General features: G+C 60.9%; 18 protein-coding genes. 11 read left to right on the top strand and 7 right to left on the bottom strand.

The window, feature by feature from the left end:
* The first annotated feature begins 207 nt into the window (after nucleotides 1-207).
* On the top strand, nucleotides 208-2,430 hold the full coding sequence (locus Q5Y75_RS08065) for an NADP-dependent isocitrate dehydrogenase (RefSeq protein ID WP_306196088.1): 2,223 nt from the start codon (nucleotides 208-210) through the stop codon (nucleotides 2,428-2,430).
* 175 nt (nucleotides 2,431-2,605) lie between these two features.
* On the opposite strand, the gene Q5Y75_RS08060 is transcribed toward Q5Y75_RS08065, so the two are convergent.
* From Q5Y75_RS08060 to Q5Y75_RS08050, 3 genes are all read right to left on the bottom strand, one after another.
* A complete protein-coding gene (locus Q5Y75_RS08060; protein WP_306196086.1) occupies nucleotides 2,606-3,187 on the bottom strand; it encodes a TetR/AcrR family transcriptional regulator in 582 nt (193 codons plus the stop codon).
* A gap of 132 nt (nucleotides 3,188-3,319) precedes the next feature.
* Nucleotides 3,320-3,988 carry a cupin domain-containing protein gene (locus tag Q5Y75_RS08055; RefSeq protein ID WP_306196085.1) on the bottom strand — a complete coding sequence of 223 codons (669 nt, stop codon included), beginning with the start codon at nucleotides 3,986-3,988 and terminating at the stop codon, nucleotides 3,320-3,322.
* A 30-nt stretch (nucleotides 3,989-4,018) separates the two neighbouring features.
* Nucleotides 4,019-4,639 (bottom strand): glutathione S-transferase, encoded by a 621-nt coding sequence (locus Q5Y75_RS08050; protein WP_306196084.1) that lies wholly within the window; start codon nucleotides 4,637-4,639, stop codon nucleotides 4,019-4,021.
* 199 nt (nucleotides 4,640-4,838) lie between these two features.
* Between Q5Y75_RS08050 and Q5Y75_RS08045 the strand changes: the two genes are divergently transcribed.
* Nucleotides 4,839-5,342 (top strand): hypothetical protein, encoded by a 504-nt coding sequence (locus Q5Y75_RS08045; protein WP_306196083.1) that lies wholly within the window; start codon nucleotides 4,839-4,841, stop codon nucleotides 5,340-5,342.
* Nucleotides 5,343-5,350: 8 nt separating this feature from the next.
* Here the strand turns inward: Q5Y75_RS08045 and Q5Y75_RS08040 are convergent, their stop codons facing one another.
* The 3 genes from Q5Y75_RS08040 to Q5Y75_RS08030 form a co-directional block, all read right to left on the bottom strand.
* Nucleotides 5,351-6,118 carry a class II glutamine amidotransferase gene (locus tag Q5Y75_RS08040; protein WP_306196082.1) on the bottom strand — a complete coding sequence of 256 codons (768 nt, stop codon included), beginning with the start codon at nucleotides 6,116-6,118 and terminating at the stop codon, nucleotides 5,351-5,353.
* Nucleotides 6,119-6,191: 73 nt separating this feature from the next.
* Nucleotides 6,192-6,695 (bottom strand): GNAT family N-acetyltransferase, encoded by a 504-nt coding sequence (locus tag Q5Y75_RS08035; protein WP_306196080.1) that lies wholly within the window; start codon nucleotides 6,693-6,695, stop codon nucleotides 6,192-6,194.
* A 77-nt stretch (nucleotides 6,696-6,772) separates the two neighbouring features.
* Nucleotides 6,773-7,705, bottom strand: coding sequence for a hydrogen peroxide-inducible genes activator (locus tag Q5Y75_RS08030; protein WP_306196078.1), 933 nt, complete (start codon nucleotides 7,703-7,705; stop codon nucleotides 6,773-6,775).
* A gap of 69 nt (nucleotides 7,706-7,774) precedes the next feature.
* Between Q5Y75_RS08030 and Q5Y75_RS08025 the strand changes: the two genes are divergently transcribed.
* From Q5Y75_RS08025 to Q5Y75_RS07985, 9 genes are all read left to right on the top strand, one after another.
* Entirely contained in the window at nucleotides 7,775-8,737 is a 963-nt protein-coding gene (locus Q5Y75_RS08025; RefSeq protein ID WP_306196076.1) for a sodium-dependent bicarbonate transport family permease, read from the top strand.
* 218 nt (nucleotides 8,738-8,955) lie between these two features.
* Nucleotides 8,956-10,317: a V-type ATP synthase subunit B gene (locus Q5Y75_RS08020; RefSeq protein WP_306196074.1), complete on the top strand. Its 1,362-nt coding sequence runs from the start codon at nucleotides 8,956-8,958 to the stop codon at nucleotides 10,315-10,317.
* On the top strand, nucleotides 10,304-10,891 hold the full coding sequence (locus Q5Y75_RS08015; protein ID WP_306196072.1) for a V-type ATP synthase subunit D: 588 nt from the start codon (nucleotides 10,304-10,306) through the stop codon (nucleotides 10,889-10,891). The genes Q5Y75_RS08020 and Q5Y75_RS08015 overlap by 14 nt, the downstream gene beginning before the upstream one ends.
* Complete coding sequence (locus Q5Y75_RS08010; RefSeq protein WP_306196070.1) at nucleotides 10,888-12,681, top strand: V-type ATP synthase subunit I; 1,794 nt, start codon at nucleotides 10,888-10,890, stop codon at nucleotides 12,679-12,681. The genes Q5Y75_RS08015 and Q5Y75_RS08010 overlap by 4 nt, the downstream gene beginning before the upstream one ends.
* Nucleotides 12,678-13,121: an ATP synthase subunit C gene (locus tag Q5Y75_RS08005; RefSeq protein ID WP_306196068.1), complete on the top strand. Its 444-nt coding sequence runs from the start codon at nucleotides 12,678-12,680 to the stop codon at nucleotides 13,119-13,121. The genes Q5Y75_RS08010 and Q5Y75_RS08005 overlap by 4 nt, the downstream gene beginning before the upstream one ends.
* Nucleotides 13,121-13,798, top strand: coding sequence for a hypothetical protein (locus Q5Y75_RS08000; RefSeq protein WP_306196066.1), 678 nt, complete (start codon nucleotides 13,121-13,123; stop codon nucleotides 13,796-13,798). The genes Q5Y75_RS08005 and Q5Y75_RS08000 overlap by 1 nt, the downstream gene beginning before the upstream one ends.
* Nucleotides 13,799-13,800: 2 nt before the next feature.
* Entirely contained in the window at nucleotides 13,801-14,493 is a 693-nt protein-coding gene (locus Q5Y75_RS07995; protein WP_306196064.1) for a hypothetical protein, read from the top strand.
* Entirely contained in the window at nucleotides 14,490-16,343 is a 1,854-nt protein-coding gene (locus tag Q5Y75_RS07990) for a V-type ATP synthase subunit A (protein ID WP_306196063.1), read from the top strand. The genes Q5Y75_RS07995 and Q5Y75_RS07990 overlap by 4 nt, the downstream gene beginning before the upstream one ends.
* Before the next feature lie 112 nt (nucleotides 16,344-16,455).
* Nucleotides 16,456-17,661 carry an acetate/propionate family kinase gene (locus Q5Y75_RS07985; protein WP_306196062.1) on the top strand — a complete coding sequence of 402 codons (1,206 nt, stop codon included), beginning with the start codon at nucleotides 16,456-16,458 and terminating at the stop codon, nucleotides 17,659-17,661.
* Nucleotides 17,662-17,767: 106 nt separating this feature from the next.
* Here Q5Y75_RS07985 and Q5Y75_RS07980 read toward each other — a convergent pair whose 3' ends face one another.
* Nucleotides 17,768-17,968 (bottom strand): hypothetical protein, encoded by a 201-nt coding sequence (locus tag Q5Y75_RS07980; RefSeq protein ID WP_306196060.1) that lies wholly within the window; start codon nucleotides 17,966-17,968, stop codon nucleotides 17,768-17,770.
* Between the last annotated feature and the right edge of the window lie 51 nt (nucleotides 17,969-18,019).

Here is an 18,019-nt window from a genome sequence, read left to right as displayed (position 1 = left end):
TACAGCATAGCGGGCGGATTTGGCGCCCGGAGCGGCAAAATGCGCATAACAGGCTGATTGCGCAAATCGCCCCAGTGATCTATGGGAAGCCTGTCACAATCAGAGTCGCCCGGACCGATCTTGCGGGATCGCTTCGTAATTTGCTGCATTCGCGCAGCGCACACTCTTGGATCGCACGCCCCTGAACGGCAAAAAAGGTAAGGGAATATGGCTGAAAAAACGAACCCCGATATATTGTATACCATCGTAGACGAAGCGCCCGAGCTGGCTTCGGCCTCGTTTCTTCCCATCATCCGCAAATTCGCCGCGGCGGCGAGGGTGAGCGTCGGGACCAAGGATATCTCGCTTGCCGGCCGGATCATCGCAGCCTTCCCGGAAAACCTGACCGAGGCGCAGCGCCAGTCCGATGATCTGGCGGAACTGGGGGAATTGGTGAAAACGCCCCAGGCCAATGTCATCAAACTGCCCAATATCTCGGCCTCGGTCCCGCAGCTTGTCGCTGCCATCGAGGAACTACAGGCGCAAGGCTATGACATTCCGAATTACCCGGAAGAGCCTGCCACAGACGAAGAAAAGGCGATCCGTGCACGCTATGACGCGATCAAAGGCTCTGCCGTGAACCCGGTCCTGCGCGAGGGCAACTCCGATCGTCGCGCGGCCCGCGCGGTCAAGAACTTCGCCCAGAAAAACCCGCATTCGATGGGTACATGGGTGTCGGACAGCAAGACACATGTGTCGTCCATGTCAGGCAATGATTTCTTTTCCAACGAGAAATCCGCCACCATTCCCGCCGCGCAGGCCGGTGATGCAAAGATCGAGTTTGTCGGCAAGGACGGCGCGGTCACTGTGCTGAAAGACACCTGGCCGCTGGAACAGGGCACAGTCGCGGACGCAACCTTCATGTCCGCCAAGGCTCTGTCGGCGTTCCTGGCCGATCAGATCGAAGCCACCAAGGCCGATGGCATCATGTTCTCGCTGCATATGAAAGCCACGATGATGAAGGTCTCTGACCCGATCATCTTTGGTCATGCGGTCAAGGCGTGGCTGGCGCCGATCTTTGACAAATACGCCGCCGATCTGGAGGCAGCAGGCGTGAACCCGAACTCCGGCATGGGCGACGTTCTGGCCCGCATTGGCGAACTGCCGAATGCGGCTGCCATTCAGGCCGATATTGATGCGCTTACGGCGGAGCGTCCGGTGATGTATATGGTCGACAGCGACAAGGGTATCACCAACCTGCATGTGCCCTCGGATGTGATCATCGATGCGTCGATGCCTGCCTTGATCCGAGCGGGCGGCAAGGGCTGGGATGCCACGGGCGCCAAGGGTGACGTGAACTGCGTGATCCCGGACAATTGCTATGCGCCGGTCTATGACGAGAGCATCAACTTCTTCAAAGCCAACGGCGCGCTGGACCCGTCCACCGCAGGCGCCGTCGCCAATGTCGGCCTGATGGCGCAGAAGGCAGAGGAATACGGCTCGCACCCGACCACCTTCCAGGCCCCGGCCGATGGCACGATCCGTATCGTTCTGGCCAATGGCGAGACACTGCATTCCCATGAGGTTGAGGCAGGCGATATCTGGCGCTCCTGCACGGTGAAGAAGGCCCCGATCGAGAACTGGATTCAGCTTGCGATGGACCGCCAGCGCCTGACCGGGTCCGAGGCGATCTTTTGGCTCGACGCCAACCGCGCCCATGACGCGCAGTTGATTTCCTACGTGAAGCCCGCGCTGGAAGCGGCTGGTGTTGCAGATAAATTCCAAATTATGGCTCCGCGCGAAGCGACGCGCCAGTCGCTGGAGACAATCACTGCAGGCAAGGACAGCATCGCCATCACCGGGAACGTGCTGCGCGACTACCTGACCGACCTGTTCCCGATCCTGGAACTGGGCACCTCGGCCAAGATGCTGTCCATCGTCAAACTGATGCAGGGCGGCGGCTTGTTTGAAACTGGTGCCGGTGGTTCGGCCCCCAAACATGTGCAGCAACTGGTCGAGGAAAGCCACCTGCGCTGGGATTCGATGGGTGAGTTCTGCGCTCTGGGCGAGTCGCTGAACTTCCTTGCCGATGCACAGGGCAACGCCAAGGCAGGTGTGCTGGGTGCGGCAGCCGAGGTTGCGACGCAGGGCATTCTGGACGACAACCGCTCGCCCAGCCGCAAGGTTGGAGAGCCCGACAACCGCGACAGCCACTACTGGTTCGCCCGCTATTGGGCCGAGGCGCTGGCCGCGCAATCGGACGATGCCGATCTGGCCGCCGAGTTTGCGCCTGTTGCTGCGGAACTGGCCGGGAAAGAAGCAGCGATCCTATCAGAGCTGGCTGCCGCGCAAGGACCGGCAGCCGATCTGGGCGGATACTACAAGACCGACCCGGCCAAGACCGCAGCCGTGATGCGCCCAAGCGCCACGCTGAACGCGATCATCGGCTGAGGCTGATCCGTTGACAAAAGACTGTGCCCGCAGCTAGCGGGCACAGTATCACGTTTTCAACTGCTTTTCGCCTCCTTTTTGGGGCGTGTCTTCCCGCCTCAATCATCAGGTTTTCCAAGTTCTTGGGTGCTGAGATCGAGACTATCGAACCGGCGAAAGACCAGCAGTCGACGTCTTACGCTTTTGCCTCAATCAGCCTCTCGCGAAGGGCCTGTGTTGCTGCATCGAAGGTGGCGGGGTCGCCGCTGATACGGGCCGCGATCTGGGCCCCTTCGACCAGCGCGTAGGCGGCCGCCGCCTCGTGGGCAGGAACGGTGACGCCTAGGACAGAACCCTCGGCTTTCGCGCGCGCGAACGTTTCTTCTAGCCAGCCGCGAACCTGCTGACGAAACTGCGCGATTTCGCGATGGGTGCCCTCTGACAAGCTGTCCTGGCTGACTGTGTAGGCGACGCATAGGCACAGTGCCGTACCGTCCTGCAGCGCATCACGGTAAAGGGCAATGAAGTCAGACAACTGCTGGTCCGCCCCCGGTAGATCCTGCGCATAGCCTTCAAGCGCGGTCATGATCCGTTTGGAATAGCGTGCCATGATCGCCGTCAGCAGATCGGCTTTCGTTGGGAAGTGATAGTGGATGCTGGCTTTGCGGATGCCCACCAGTTGGCTCAGATCAGAGTAACTGAACCCGTCCGCACCCTTGTGGCGGACTTGCTGCTCAGCCGCATCCATTAATTTTGTCTTGGTTTCGCTTGCCGCCATTCTGCACGCCTCTTCATCCACCGCCTTGCGCAGTGATACGCTGTTGCGCAGCAGTCTGCCAGATCGCGCTACAGCACCGGTGCCGAATGGACGGGCGGGGTGCACCCACGGGCCGCAGCCCGTGGATTAGGGTTAGACCGCCGGGGGCTTGGCAAAAGGCAGATGACCACTCTTGATCCAGACTCTGGCCCCTTCGGGACCCGCGACTGCCGCCAATTTCTGACCCTCGGGCAGGCGCAGCCATGCGCCCTGGCTCAGTTCGTCGCCACCTTCGGTAAGGGAGCCGCTCAACACCAGCAGTTCGATGCCACCCGCATCCTCGATGGTTAGGGCCGCGCCCGCATCTACCGCATGATAGGTCACCTTTTCGCGGGCATCGCGATGCAGTTCAGCCGTTGCAACGCCGTCTTTCGGGCTTTGCAGTTCTGCGGGCATGTCCTTGCGGAACTGGGTGCGGTCATCCATGTCGAACTGCCAGAGCTTGACGAAGATGGTGCAACCCTGATCCGAGCCGGGCGAGTGGCTGGTGGTGGGCGGATTGCGCACGTAGGTGCCCGCCGGAAAATCGCCATGCTCGTCCTGAAAGACCCCATCCAGCACAATGAATTCTTCACCGCCGGTATGGGTATGGGCCGAGAATTTGCTGCCGGGCGCATAGCGGACGATGGTGGTGGCGCGGGCCACCTCATCGCCGATCCGGTCCAGCATGCGGCGATCGACGCCGGGCATCGGCGAGGCCTGCCAGGGCTCTTCCGAAGAATGGACGACCACCCGCTGCGAGAAATCCGCGTTCAGTTCCATGGGATTGGCTCCTTCTTTTGGGTTCGCAGGTCAGGCGGCGATACTGGGGCGCGAGGCGACCCGCTCGCGCCAAGCCTTGAGGTTGTCAAGCTCGGAGGGAATGTCGAGTTTGGCGAAATCAGCAAAGGCCAGCCCGGCAAAGGCGGTGATATCGGCCATCGAGAACCTGTCCCCCGCAAGATAGTCATTTTCACTCAGAACACCATCGAGATAGCGCATCGTCGCCAGCGCGGTATCTTTGCGGCGGCTGCCCCATTCTGCGTTCTGATAGGTTTCCAGATCGGGTCCGAGACCGGGTGTGGCGTGGTGAAAATAATCCCCCACCGCATCCAGCAGGCCACTTTCTGCGCGCCGATTCATCATGTGGACCACCGCGCGATCCTTGGCCGTCTCGCCACACAGCGCCGCGCCATCAAAAGCCGCGTCGATATATTCGGTGATCGCGGTGCAATGCGACACGCAGGTGCCATCCTCAAGCTCCAACAGCGGCACCGCGGCATCGGGGTTCTTTTGCCGAAACGAGTCCGAGCGATGCTCGCCATTCATGACATCAATCGGAATGAACTCGACCTTGTCGGTCGCGCTTTTCTCGGCCAGCGCGATGCGGACACGGGCAGGGTTGGGAAAGCCTTCGACGTCGTAGATTTTCATGACAGTGCTCCAGTTTCAAAATTGACAACCAACTAGTAGGTAGATCAACTTGAAATGTAAATCCCATATCCAACACGGTTGTGTGAAGTTTCTGTCTTTATCCTTCAAATCAGGGCTTTGCACGCTTTGTTAGGATCAACCGTACCAGACTGGGCGGCATCATCGGGCAGCAGGGCTGCCTGGAAAAACGGAGAATCGCATGTCCACGACCGAATTTGACTCACCCGCCTTGGGGGCCTTTCCACGTCTGAATATCGCCACGCTGGGGCATATGTTCATCGCCGGTTTTTTTGCGACGATCGCATTCGACCTCTGGGGTCAGATGATCAGCCCCGCGCTTGGCTTCGCCAATTTGTCACCGCATGGGCTGGCGCGCAGCCTGCTCAGCACGCTTGGTCTGCCCAGCGGTGATTTCGCCGGATATTTCGTGCACTTTTATCTGGTCGGCCTGATCGGCTATCCGATTGGCTGGCTGTTCATCTTTGCCCCTGTCTGGTCTCGGATAATGGGACAAAGAGGTTGGTTCCTGCCATCCGCACTCTATGGGTTCGGCCTGTGGATCTTTGCGATCGGTGGCATTACGGCGATTGCAGGTCTGCCGTTTTTCCTGGGCTTCACCGGTATCGCCTGGGTCGCGCTGGTGGGGCATGTGCTCTATGGGATCGTGCTGGTCGCGGTTCTGCGCCTGATCGCGCGGTCCTGAAGCGAGCATCAGCCGGGCAGGGGGCGATGCGTCAGCAGCCCCTCGCGCAGACTGTAGAGGCAGTTGGCCTCAAGCATGGTCCAGTTGCCGGTTTCCGGGTCGAGCGGCTCGGAGGCCAGCACCTGACCGCCATGATCCAGCCCGGTGCCCAGATGCAGCGTCGGGATGTCATCACTGCCGGAGTAACGGAAGGCGTAGATGGTGTGACCATCGGAAAACGCAGTGGTGATCCGGTTGCCCTCGGCGACATCGCCTTGCACCGTCTCGATCTGGGCAATTGTGCGGCTGACTGCGGAAAGGGGATCCACCTCCAACCCGTTCGTCAGCAACAGCAGGAAGAACAGCTCGGAATCCGTGCGTCCGCGCCGGGCGGTGTAATAGGCGTCACCCAGCATTGCTTCGAACTGGCGGCGCAGGCGCGGGAAATCGGCGATCTCGCCATTATGCATGAAGGACCAATTGCCATAGGTGAACGGATGGCAGTTGTTGCGTGAGGTTTCGCCAAAGGTCGAGGCGCGGATATGGGCAAGAAACAGCCGCGACCGGATCATCCGGCACAGATCCACCAGATTGCCATCCGACCACGCGGGTAGAACATCACGATAAAGGCCCGGACGCTCCTGATCGCCATACCAGGCCATCCCGAACCCGTCACCATTCACCGCCAGCTTGGCCTCGGTGGCGTGCTGGCTCTGGTCCAGTAGGGAATGCCGAGGCAGGATGATGATGTTTTCCAGCGGAATCTCCGGCCCGCCATAAGCCACAAATCTGCACATCAGCGCCGTCTCCCTATGTGATGGTCACGCCAATTGTATGACAGCCAGAGGGCGGCAGGGCAAACATGGTGGCTCAATGCGCGGGCTTGGGATGGCGGTAGACAAGATCGCTGGGATCGGGTCGGGCGGCGCTGTCATCGCGCGTTGCGCCCAGCCTCTCGGCCAGTGCGCAGGAGCGGGTATTCTCGGTGTCGATATAGCTGACCAACGTCTCAAGGCCCAATGTGCCGAAGGCCCAATCGCGCATGGCCTGCGCAGCCTCGAAAGCGATGCCCCGCCCTTCGGCGTCGGGGTAGAGCATCCAGCCCAGTTCAGGCTCGGGAAAGAGCGGGCCGTGATTGATCGCGACCTGCCCAAGGCATTGCCCGGTCGCGCGATCCTCGATCATCAGCGCGCCGTGCCCCATCAGCGCCCATTGCGCCACATCATGACAAAACAGCCCCCAAGCCCCCCGCGCGTCAAACGGCCCACCCATATAGGTGGCACGATCCGAGCCCATGAAGAGTGCATAGGCGGGCCAGTCATCAAGCGTCGGAGGGCGCAGGTGCAGGCATGACGTGTCGAGCGTTGGGAGCATGTCGTGACCTTTGCGCGAAGCGTTGGGGTGATCAAACCCATGAAATAGGAGCCGGTCAGCAAATACCACAGACCGCGTTAGCTTAAACCCAATGACTTAACCTCGCTCAGCAAGGCGCCGCTGATCAGATCGAGCCCTGTCGGGTCACTGTCACTGGCCCGCTGCAGCAGGGAAATATTCCGGTTCGCCGCTGCAATGGCTAGCGGGCGGATCGCGACCTCGGTTTTGCGGTCTTTGTGCTGCATCGCATAAAGTTCGGGCATGATGGCGATGCCCGCGCCAGAGGCCGCCATAAGACGGATGGAATCGAGGCTCGTGCCCTCATATTCATCTGACACGATCCCGCCGCAATCCGAGGCCAGCGCATAGACGATCCGCGACAGCCGGTGGCGCCGGTCAAGCGTCAGAAATATCCGGCCACTAAGACTCTCGGCCCGCACCGGCCCGGTCGCCTGCGAGAGCGGATCATCCCGCGCCACCGCAACCCAGAGCTTTTCGTTAAACAGCCGGGTCTGGCGGGTGTTGGGATGATCCTCGGGGGTCGAGATGATCAGGTCCAGCCGCCCCGCCGTCAGCCCCTGTTCCAGATGCTGGGTGCTTTCCTCGCGCACGATGACACGCAGATCCGGCTGCGCCCGGTGAATCGCCGCAACCACCCGGGGCAGCAGATACGGCCCGATCGAAGGCAGCACTCCCAGGCGCAAGCGCCCGCCAAATGGCACACCACCGCTCACCGCAGCGCGCAGGTCCTCTACCTCACGCAAAATGTTCTGGGCGCGCCGGATCACCTCGGTCCCGGTTGCCGTCGGCTGGACACTGGCGCGGCTGCGTTCGAACAGGCGCGCGCCCAGCTCGCGCTCGGCTTCGGCGATCTGGGCAGACAGGCTGGGCTGGCTGACATTTAGGGTCTCGGCAGCCAAGCCGAACCGGCCCAGCCGGGCCACTGTGACGATGTATTCGAGCTGTCGCAAAGTGGGGCGCATAAGATAGTCAATTACTATGTAACTCATCGAAAACATATATTTGGATTATGATAAATAGCAAGGCAGATGGCGGCGACTGAGATTGCGGAGCGCGACATGCCATTTGTTTTAGAAACCCTGTCCGGCAACCTGCTGGTGCCGACCATCCTGTTTTTTGTGTTGGGACTGATTGCCGCCTTTGCCCGCAGTGACCTGTCGATCCCGGCCGGCGCAGCGAAATTCATGTCACTCTATCTGCTGCTGTCGATTGGATTCAAGGGCGGGGCGAGCCTAGCCGAGCACGGGATCGGCGCGGATGTGCTGGTTGCGATCCTCACCGGTGTCTCACTGTCCTTTCTATTGCCGTTTGTGGCCTATGCGCTGCTGCGTTCCATCACGCGCCTTGATGCGCTCAATGCGGCGGCTGTGGCGGGGCATTACGGGTCAATCTCGATCGTCACCTTTGTGACCGCCACCAGCCTGCTGGAGCTGACCGGGGTTGCCTATGACGGGTTCATGGTGGCCGTGGCCGCCGCGATGGAGGTTCCCGCGATCCTGTCGGCGCTGTGGCTGGCCCATCGCGCCGGGCAGGAGGGCGCAAAAACCACGGGGCTGTGGCGCGATCTGCTGGCCAATGGCTCAATCGTTCTGCTGACCGGGGCGTTTGTGATCGGGGCGGTCACCGGCGGCAAGGGCATGCAGATGATCGCGCCCTTCATCGTGACGCCATTCACCGGCATTCTCTGCCTCTTCCTGCTGGATATGGGGCTGGCAGCGGGGCGCAGTCTGATCGCCAACCGCAACATGCTGTCACCCGGTCTGTTCGTATTCGGGGTGGCGATGCCGGTGATCGGGGCGCTTTTTGCCTATGCAATGGGTCAGATGGCGGGGCTGGCGGAGGGAAGCCTGTTTCTGCTGATGGTGCTGTCGGCCTCGGCGTCCTATATCGCCGTGCCCGCCGCCATGCAGATCGCCCTGCCCAAGGCGGAGGCCGGAATTTATCTGACTCTGTCACTGGGCGTGACCTTTCCCTTCAACATCACCATCGGGCTGCCGCTGTTTCTGTGGCTGGCCGTGTAAGGCAAGGCACTTGGATCGAATTTGGGGGTGCGGCGTGCAAGCACGCCACTGACGCCGCGCCCCGGCACATCGTACGACCTTGCCATCGCGACACCTGCGTCCCTTGAGGAGCTTGCGCTACGGCGTAAAGCTTTCATTATGAGACAGAATTCAGGCGAAACGGGCGTTCGCGATTCGTGTTGCGGTAGCGCCTAGCTGATCTATTCAGGAGGCCGCAGGTGGTTCGCGATCTGATCAAGTATTCCCGTGTTCTGGAGATCGTCGGCGATACGCTCAAGGTGCATGTGCCTGAAAACGCGGCCTCGGGCGCGGTGGTGCGGTTCAATGATCTGGCGGTTGTAGAAGGGGTCGATGGCGCGCGTTCCCTTGCGCAGGTGATCAATATCGACCGCGAAGAGGTCACGCTGCAGGTGTTTTCCGGCACAAAGGGCATCTCGACCGGGGCCAGCGCCACGTTTCTGGGCCACCCGATGCAGACGCCATATTCCGGCAATATACTGGGCCGGGTCTTTGACGGGGCGGGCGAGCCGATCGATGGAGGGCCAGATCTATCCTCCGAGCCGCGTTACACGATTGGCGGCCCCTCGGTGAACCCGGCAGAGCGGATTGTGCCAAAAAACATGATCCGCACCGATGTGCCAATGATCGACGTGTTCAATTGTCTGGTGGAAAGCCAGAAGATACCGATTTTCTCTGTTTCCGGAGAACCTTACAACCCGTTCCTCGCCCGGATCGGCATCCAGGCCGATGCCGACATCGTGGTGTTCGGCGGCATGGGACTGATCTTTGACGATTATTACACCTTCCGTCAGTCGTTCGAGGATGCGGGTGTCTTCTCGCGCACAGTGATGTTCGTCAATCAGGCCTCGGATCCTTTGGTGGAACGGCTGCTGGTGCCCGATATGGCACTGGCCGTGGCCGAGAAATTTGCCGTCGAAGAGGGCAAGCGCGTGCTGGTCCTGCTGACCGACATGACGGCTTACGCGGATGCGATGAAAGAGGTGGGTATCAGTCAGGAACGCGTGCCCTCGAATCGGGGCTATATGGGGGATCTGTATAGCGAGCTGGCGCGGCGCTATGAGAAGGCCTGCGACTATGCCAAGGGCGGCTCGGTCACCATTCTGGCGGTCACCACGATGCCCGGCGATGACGTGACACACCCGGTTCCGGACAATACCGGCTATATCACCGAAGGGCAGTTCTATCTGCATTCCGGGGTAATCGACCCGTTCGGCAGCCTGTCGAGGCTCAAGCAGAACGTGATCGGCAAGGTCACCCGCGAGGATCACAGCCAGATCATGAACACCATGGTCCGCTTCTACTCCGAGGCGCGCGATGCCGCGCAAAAACAGGCGATGGCGTTTGAGCTATCAGTTTACGACCAGCAGGTGCTGAAATTCGGCGATCTCTTCCGCAGCCGCTTCATGGATATTAATGTCTCGATCCCTTTGGAGCAGGCGCTGGATCTGTGCTGGCAAACATTGGCCGAGTGTTTCCGTCCTGAACAGTTATTGATGAAGCAGAACCTGATCGACACCTATTTCCCCAAGGATGCAGATGGCGCGGTTGCAGCTGAATAAATCTTCGCTCGCGCATCAGACCGCGCAGTTGAAGACCTTTGAGAAGTTCCTGCCGTCGCTGGACCTGAAGCGGCAGCAATTGATGGGCGAGCGCGCCAAGGCGGTGGCGCAGGTAGGTGAAATGGAGCGCAAGGTCGAGGAGTTGGCCCAGCAGGTGGGCCGGGACGTGCCGATGCTGGGCAATTCCGATATCGACCTCAAGGGACTCGTGCGGCTCACCCGCTATGAACTGGGCGAAGAAAACGTAGTGGGCACCAAGCTGCCGGTGCTGGACCGGATCGAGGTCGAAATCCGCCCCTATTCGCCGATGGTGCTGCCCCATTGGGTCGATAACGTGACAAAGCTGCTGCATGACATGCTTGAGGCGCGGTTGCGTGTGAAGGTCGCCCGGCAACGCGTTGAAATTCTGTCGAAAGCGGTTGACCTCATCACCCAGCGTGTGAACCTCTTTGACAAGGTGCTGATCCCCAATGCCCGCGACAATATCAAGAAAATCAGCATCTATCTGAATGACGAGGAGATGGCCTCGGTCGTGCGCTCCAAGATTGCCAAGCGCAAAAGGGCCATGGCATGAGTATCGCGCGGCTGAAAAAGATCTCGGTCATCGGGCGCGCAGCCGATAAGGACGCGACGCTGGCGCGGCTGCAGGAACTGGGCGCGATGCATATCCTGCCGCTCTCGCCGCCCGAGACGCAGGTCGAAAAAAAGGTCAGCCGCGAGGCCGAGGATGCCTATAAGGCCCTGCGTTTTCTGGCGGTGGTGCCGGGACAGCGGCGTCAGGTGCGCTCTGATCCCGATTTCGATGTGGAGCGCTTCGTGGCCGAGGTGCTGGTGCTCAAGGACAAGCTGCGCGGCGCGCAAGACCGGCGCGATTTTCTGGCCGACCGGATCGACACGATGCAGCCCTGGGGCGATTTCACCTTCCCCCCGACCAAGGCGCTGGCCGGACTGCGCCTGTGGTTTTACAAACTCCCGCTGAAGAACCGCGACAGCCTGGCGGTGGTCGATCTGCCTTGGCAGATCGTCGGGCGCGATCATCGGGTGCTTTATGTGGCCGTGGTCAGCGCCGATGAGCCGCGCGCGGACCTGATGTCGGTGCCGCGCACCCATCTTGGTGCCAAGCCGATCACGGTTCTGGAAGCGGAATTGGAAGACGCCGAGATCGAGATTGAAACACTGCTGGGCGAGCGTATGGCGCTGACGCGGTTCCTGACCCTGTTGCGATCAAGCCTGTCCAAGGCCGAAACCGCCGCCGAGCTTGCTTTCGCTGAGAGCCAGACCTTCGATGATCCCGACCTCTTTGCGCTTCAGGGCTGGGTGCCCGAAGACCAGGTCGCCGCGCTTGAGGATATCTGCGACGAAGAAGGGCTGGCCGTTCTGATCAGCGCGCCACAACGGGGCGAGGTGCCGCCGACCCTGATCGAGCAGCCCGATTCCGAGGCAGCAGGTGTTGATCTGGCGCTGTTCTATCAGGTGCCCAATTACTACGCTTGGGACCCCAGCCGTGTTCTGATCGCATCCTTCTCGGTCTTCTTTGCGATGATCATTGCCGATGCGGGATACGGAGTTCTGATCGGGCTGGGTGTCCTGCTGTTCTGGCGAAAGTTGAGCGCGACGGCCCGTAGCCGCGCTTGGCGGAGCATGCTGTTGATCCTTGCCGGGGCCACGATTGTCTATGGTGTGATCGTGGGCAGCTATTTCGGGGTCGGACCGCCTGCTGGCGGCATCCTCGCCCGGCTGAAACTCATGGATATCAACGATTTCACCACCATGATGCGGCTCTCGATCATTGTCGGGGTGGCCCATGTCGCTTTTGCTAACCTTATGGCCTTCGTGCACAAACCCACCCGCAGCCGCTATGCCAATTTGGGCTGGATCTGCGTGGTGCTGGGTGGTTTGGCGGTCTGGCTTAGCGGTCAGACCGGGCAAATCTATCAGGCCGGGCTGGGGGCGATGGGGCTGGGTCTGCTCGCGATCCTGTTTTTCTCCAGCGATCGCCCCGTCACGTCCGGTATCGATTGGCTCTGGCGGCTCTTTGGCGGGGTGCAAAGCCTCGCCGGGCTGATGGGCATGTTCGGTGATGTGCTGTCTTATATGCGGCTTTTTGCGCTGGGGCTGGCCTCGGCCTCGCTGGCAGTCACGTTCAACGGGCTGGCGGTGAACAGCTTCGAGGCGCATTCGGGGCTGGGCCTGCTGGGCGGCTTGCTGATCCTGCTGATCGGGCACGGGCTGAATTTCGCTCTCGCGATCATGAGTGGCGTGGTCCACGGGCTGCGGCTCAATTTCATCGAGTTTTACAAATGGGGTTTGCCCGAGGAAGGCACAGTCTTTCGCGCGTTTGCCCGCAAGGAGGTACAGGAATGACCGATTTCGTCATCGCATTGGGCTGGGTTGGCATATTCGCCCCCATGGCGCTTGGGACAATCGCCAGCGCGATCGGCTGTTCGATTGCAGGGCAGGCCAGCATCGGAGCGATGCTGGAAACTGAAAGTGGATATGGCCGCTTCGTGGGCATCTCGGCCTTTCCATCAACATTCGCGATCTATGGGATCGTGATCATGTTCACCCTGAACCGCGCCGTCACCGCCGAAAATGCCGGAGGGCTTTTCGGCGTGGGCGTTTTATCGGGGCTGGCGCTGCTTTATTGCGGCATGTGGCAGGGGCGCGCCTGTGCCGCGGCAATCAATGCCTCCAAGGAAAAGCCTGAGATCTTTGGCCTGTCACTGGCGCCCGCTGCGATCATCGAAGGCTTCGGCGTTTTTGCGTTCGTTTTCGCCCTGGTGATCAGCGCGGGGATCGCGTGATGGCGACGGAACAGGACACCGCACAGGGCATCGACGCGCTGATCGACCGGCTGCGCAGCGAAGGCGTACAGGCTGGCTCGGACGAGGCCGCGCGCCTGACGCAAGAGGCGCAGGCCAAGGCCGCGCAGATTGTCGAGACAGCACAGGCCGAGGCCACCAAGCTGCAAAGCGATGCCCGCGACGCCTCCGACCGCTACACCAAGGCGGGCGAAGAGGCATTGAACACCGCCATGCGTGACGCGGTTCTGACGATGAAATCCACGCTGATGGCACAGTTCCAGCAGGATGTTCAACGGATGGTGTCGGAAACCATGAGTGACCCGGAAATGCTGAAACAGATGGTGCTGGAACTGGTTGGCCGCGCCAGGACTGAGACCGGTATCAGTGAAGATGCGAAGGTGATCTTGCCCGTCGAAGTGGTCGGCCCCGACGCGATCCGCGCCAATGCAGATGATATCCAGTCCGGCCAGCTCACCAAATTCGTCCTCGGTCTGACGCAGGAAATGCTGAAGGATGGCGTGGCGCTGTTTGCGTCCAGTGATCTGCATGCGGGGATTCGGGCGCAGGCGAGCGCGGACGGGATCAAGCTTGATCTGTCGGATGAGGCTATTGCCGATGTGCTGATGCAGCACCTGCAACCGCGCTTCCGCGCGGTTCTGGAAGGCGTGATCCGCTGATCATGCCCGGTCCTGATGCCTATATCGCGCTGGTCTCCAGCCTACCCAGTTCCGAGCGTCTGTTTGTGGCCAAGCAGCCGCCGCTCTCGGAACTGCGACTGCGCAAGCGGTTGAGGGCGTTGGAAGAAGGTGATGCAAGGACACTGAAACGGATCGAACATGTTCTGAACTGGGCCAGCTATGACGCCCAGTCCGACATCTCCGATGTGGTCAAACGCGCCCGCGCCTTGTTAAGCGATCTGCCGCAACCCACCCTGCGCGCCATTGTCTCTGATCGGATGGAACTGCGCACCGCCATTGCCGCCCTGCGGATGCGGCGCGAAGGGATGGCCGCGCCCACCGGCCCATGGGGCTTTGGAAAATGGACCGGACATATCGTGGCGAACTGGTCTGACCAGACCTTTCGACTGGATGCACCACTGCCCTGGCTGCGCGAGGCGGCCAAGCTGCTGGAGGCCGGGGATGCGCTGGGGTTGGAACGGCATCTGCTTGAGGTCGCGTTCCGTCAGTTGCAGCGCCATGGTGGCCTGCACCATTTCGATTTCGAGGCGGTGGTGATCTATGTACTGAAATGGAACCTCTTCGACCGCTGGGCCGCCTCAGATGCGCAGGCCGCCGCGCGGCGCTTTGCGCAGCTTTCCGATGACGCGCTGCAGGATTTTCCCGATTTGATGCTGGAAGGAGGGACCGGATGACTGCCGACCCTAAAACTCAGGTCCCCACCTCCCGCATCGCGGCGGTGCAGGAAGGCCTCGTCGAGATCGAAGCGCTGGATCAGCCCGACGGATCGCCCGGTCGGCTGGTCAAGAATGAGGTTGTTTATATCCTGCCCTCCAAACCCGCCCCTGGCGGACGGCAGGAGAGGCTCAAGGCCGAGATTCTACGGGTGCGGGGTAAGACCGCAGATGCGCAGGTTTATGAGAGCACAAGCGGCGTTGCCGTGGGTGACCCGGTGGAGCAGAGCGGACAGTTGCTGTCGGTCGAACTGGGGCCCGGCCTGCTGGGGCAGGTCTATGACGGGCTGCAATCGCCACTGGCCAAGGTCGCCGCCGAGTATGGTATCTTTCTGCCCCGCGGTGCGGATGTGGCGCCGCTTGACGAAGGGGCCAAATGGTCTTTCACACCAAAGGTCAAGCTGGGCGATAGGGTCTCTGCCGGCGATGTCGTGGGCACGGTGCCCGAGGGGCGGTTCACCCACAAGATCATGGTGCCGTTCAACTGGGCAGGTCGCTATACGATCAACTGGGTCCAGAAAGGCGCTGCCACCGTGCATGACCCGGTGGCCCGCCTGACCGGCGAGGATGGCTCGGAACATATCCTGACGCTCGCGCAACGCTGGCCGGTGCGCCGCCCGGTGCCCGCAAACCTGCTGAAATCCGCCGCCTCGCGCCGTACCTTTCCCGACGCGCCGATCCTGACTTCGCAACGGCTGATCGACACGTTCTTTCCCATCGCGCGCGGCGGCACCGCTTGTATTCCCGGCCCCTTCGGAGCGGGCAAGACCGTGCTGCAGAACCTGATCGCGCGCAACGCGCAGGTCGATATCGTGATTGTCGTGGCCTGTGGCGAACGGGCGGGCGAGGTGGTCGAGACCATCACGGAATATCCCGAGATGACCGACCCGAAATCCGGCGGCAGCCTGATGGACCGCACCATCATCATTTGCAACACGTCCTCGATGCCAGTGGCCGCGCGCGAGGCCTCGATCTTCACCGGCATCACGTTGGGCGAATACTACCGTCAGATGGGGCTGGATGTGCTGCTGATCGCCGACAGCACCTCCCGCTGGGCGCAGGCCATGCGCGAAACCAGCGGGCGGCTTGAGGAAATCCCGGGCGAAGAGGGTTTTCCGGCCTATCTGGAAAGCTCGATCAAGGGGCTTTACGAACGCGCGGGCGTGATCCTGACCAATGACGGCGACAGCGGCAGCCTGACCATGATCGGAACTGTGTCACCTGCAGGCGGTAATTTCGACGAGCCGGTGACGCAATCGACCCTATCGACGGTGAAGTGTTTTCTCGGCCTGTCCTCGGAGCGTGCTTATAAACGGTTCTACCCGGCGGTGGACCCGCTGCTGTCGTGGTCGCGCTATCTCGATCAGATGAGCGACTGGTATGGCCGCAATATCGACCCAACCTGGATCACGCGCGTCAAGGAGATGCAGACGCTGCTGGAACGGGGTGAACAGATCGATCAGATGATGCAGGTCACCGGCGAGGAGGGCATCACCATCGACGACTATGTGACCTATCAGAAGGCGCTGTTTGTCGACATGATCTACTTGCAGCAGGACGCGTTCGATGACGTGGATTGCTCGGTCTCGCTGGACCGTCAACGGCTTGTGTTCAAGCTAATGTATGGCGTGGTGCAGGATGAGATGGGGCTGGAACACAAGGCGGATATCCGCGCCTGGTTCACCGAACTGACCGGCCTTTTCAAGAACTTCCACTATGCCGCCGAAGGCACGCCCGACTATGACAGCCTACTGGAAAAAATCCGCGCCAAGATCGCCACCCAGTCCGTTGCTGCCCCGGCGCGTGCGTGAGTGCCGGGGGATGGGCCGGTTGACGCCGCGTCTAGAGTGACACGCGCGGGATAATCTTCGGATGGTAGAGAATAGGGGGGCGACGAGTCCCGCAGTTATACGGAGAGAACAGATGGCCCAAAGCACAGGTTCCGGGGAAAGCGACGCAGAGTTCATCCTGTCGCTGAATGCCGGGTCGTCGTCGTTGAAATTCTCGCTCTACAAGGCGGCAAGAGAACCGGACGAAATCGCCGTAGGACAGGTTGAAAGCCTTGGACCCAATGCCCGCTTCAAGGCACGGATCGGGCCGCAACAGGTCGAGGACAATCTGGGCTCAGCCGATCATCATGTGGCGCTGCAGGCCATCCTGGAACAATGCGAAACCGTCCTGCAAGGGAAGGCACCTGCCTGCATCGGGCACCGTATCGCCCATGGAGGGGTCGATTACGAGGGACCGCAGTTGCTGACACCGCAGGTGATGGAAAAACTGGCCTTGCTCGAACCGCTGGCGCCGCTGCACCAGCCCCATAACCTTGCAGCCGTGCGGGCCTCAGTGGAGGCGTTCCCCGACGCGCTGCAAATCGGCTGTTTCGACACCGCCTTTCACCGCAGTCACCCCTGGGTTAATGACACGTTTGGCCTGCCGCTGAAATATTACGACCGGGGCGTGCGCCGCTACGGGTTCCACGGGCTGTCTTATGAATACATCACCGGCACGCTGGCGCGGATCGATCCCGAATTGGCTTCGGGCCGTGTGGTGATCGCGCATCTGGGCAATGGCGCATCTATGTGCGGTGTTCTGAACGGGCGTTCGATTGCCTCGACCATGGGGTTCTCCGCTCTTGACGGCCTCCCGATGGGCACGCGCTGCGGGCAACTCGACCCCGGTGTGGTGCTCTATCTGATGGATCAGGAGGGGCTATCGGCCCACGAGCTAACCAAGCTGCTCTATAATGAAAGCGGGCTCAAAGGGCTGTCGGACGAAACCAACGACATGCGGACGCTTGAGGCTTCGCAACGGCCCGAGGCGGAAATGGCCATCGAATACTACACCTTCCGCGCCCGCCGCGAGTTGGGCGCCTTGGCCGCCTCGCTGCATGGTATTGACGGCGTGGTCTTTTGCGGCGGGATCGGCGAGAACTCAGCCACGATCCGGGCGCGCATCTGCAATGGTATGGATTGGATGGGGATCACCCTGGACGGGCGCGCCAACATGGCCAACGAAATGAGTATCGGCCTCGGCAGAACCAAGGTGCTGGTCATCCCCACAGACGAGGAACGCATCATCGCCCGCGCCGCCTCGCGCGCACTGGATCAGCTTGCGGCGACCGAAAGTTGACCGCTCAAGCTTAAACGGGCGGGTCAGGCTGCAGAGTGTGGCAAGCGGATCGACGACAAGTATTGCAAGGAAGGGTGCAGGATGATGGCTGCGAGGGATCGTGCTCTTACGAACACAAAGACATGAGCAGTTCCCAAAGGTAGGGCAGGCTCGGCAATTCCATTGCGTGATGGGCCAGCTTCAAAACGGCCAGCAGCGTCAGACCGCCAGACACATAAAACACCGCAAGAAGAAACATGGCTTCGGGATCGCTCTTGCGAAAGCACCGCTCCAGTTTCGGACCTACTATGACCTGGTCAGATAGCATTCTGTTAGACCGCATACGCCTTGGGTTTCGTCGAAAACTTGAAGGAGCTTT

Source organism: Ruegeria discodermiae, assembly GCF_030758345.1.
Taxonomy (GTDB): Bacteria; Pseudomonadota; Alphaproteobacteria; order Rhodobacterales; family Rhodobacteraceae; genus Ruegeria_C.
Note: the sequence above shows the minus strand (reverse complement) of the source record. Positions and strands in the feature narration are given on the sequence as shown.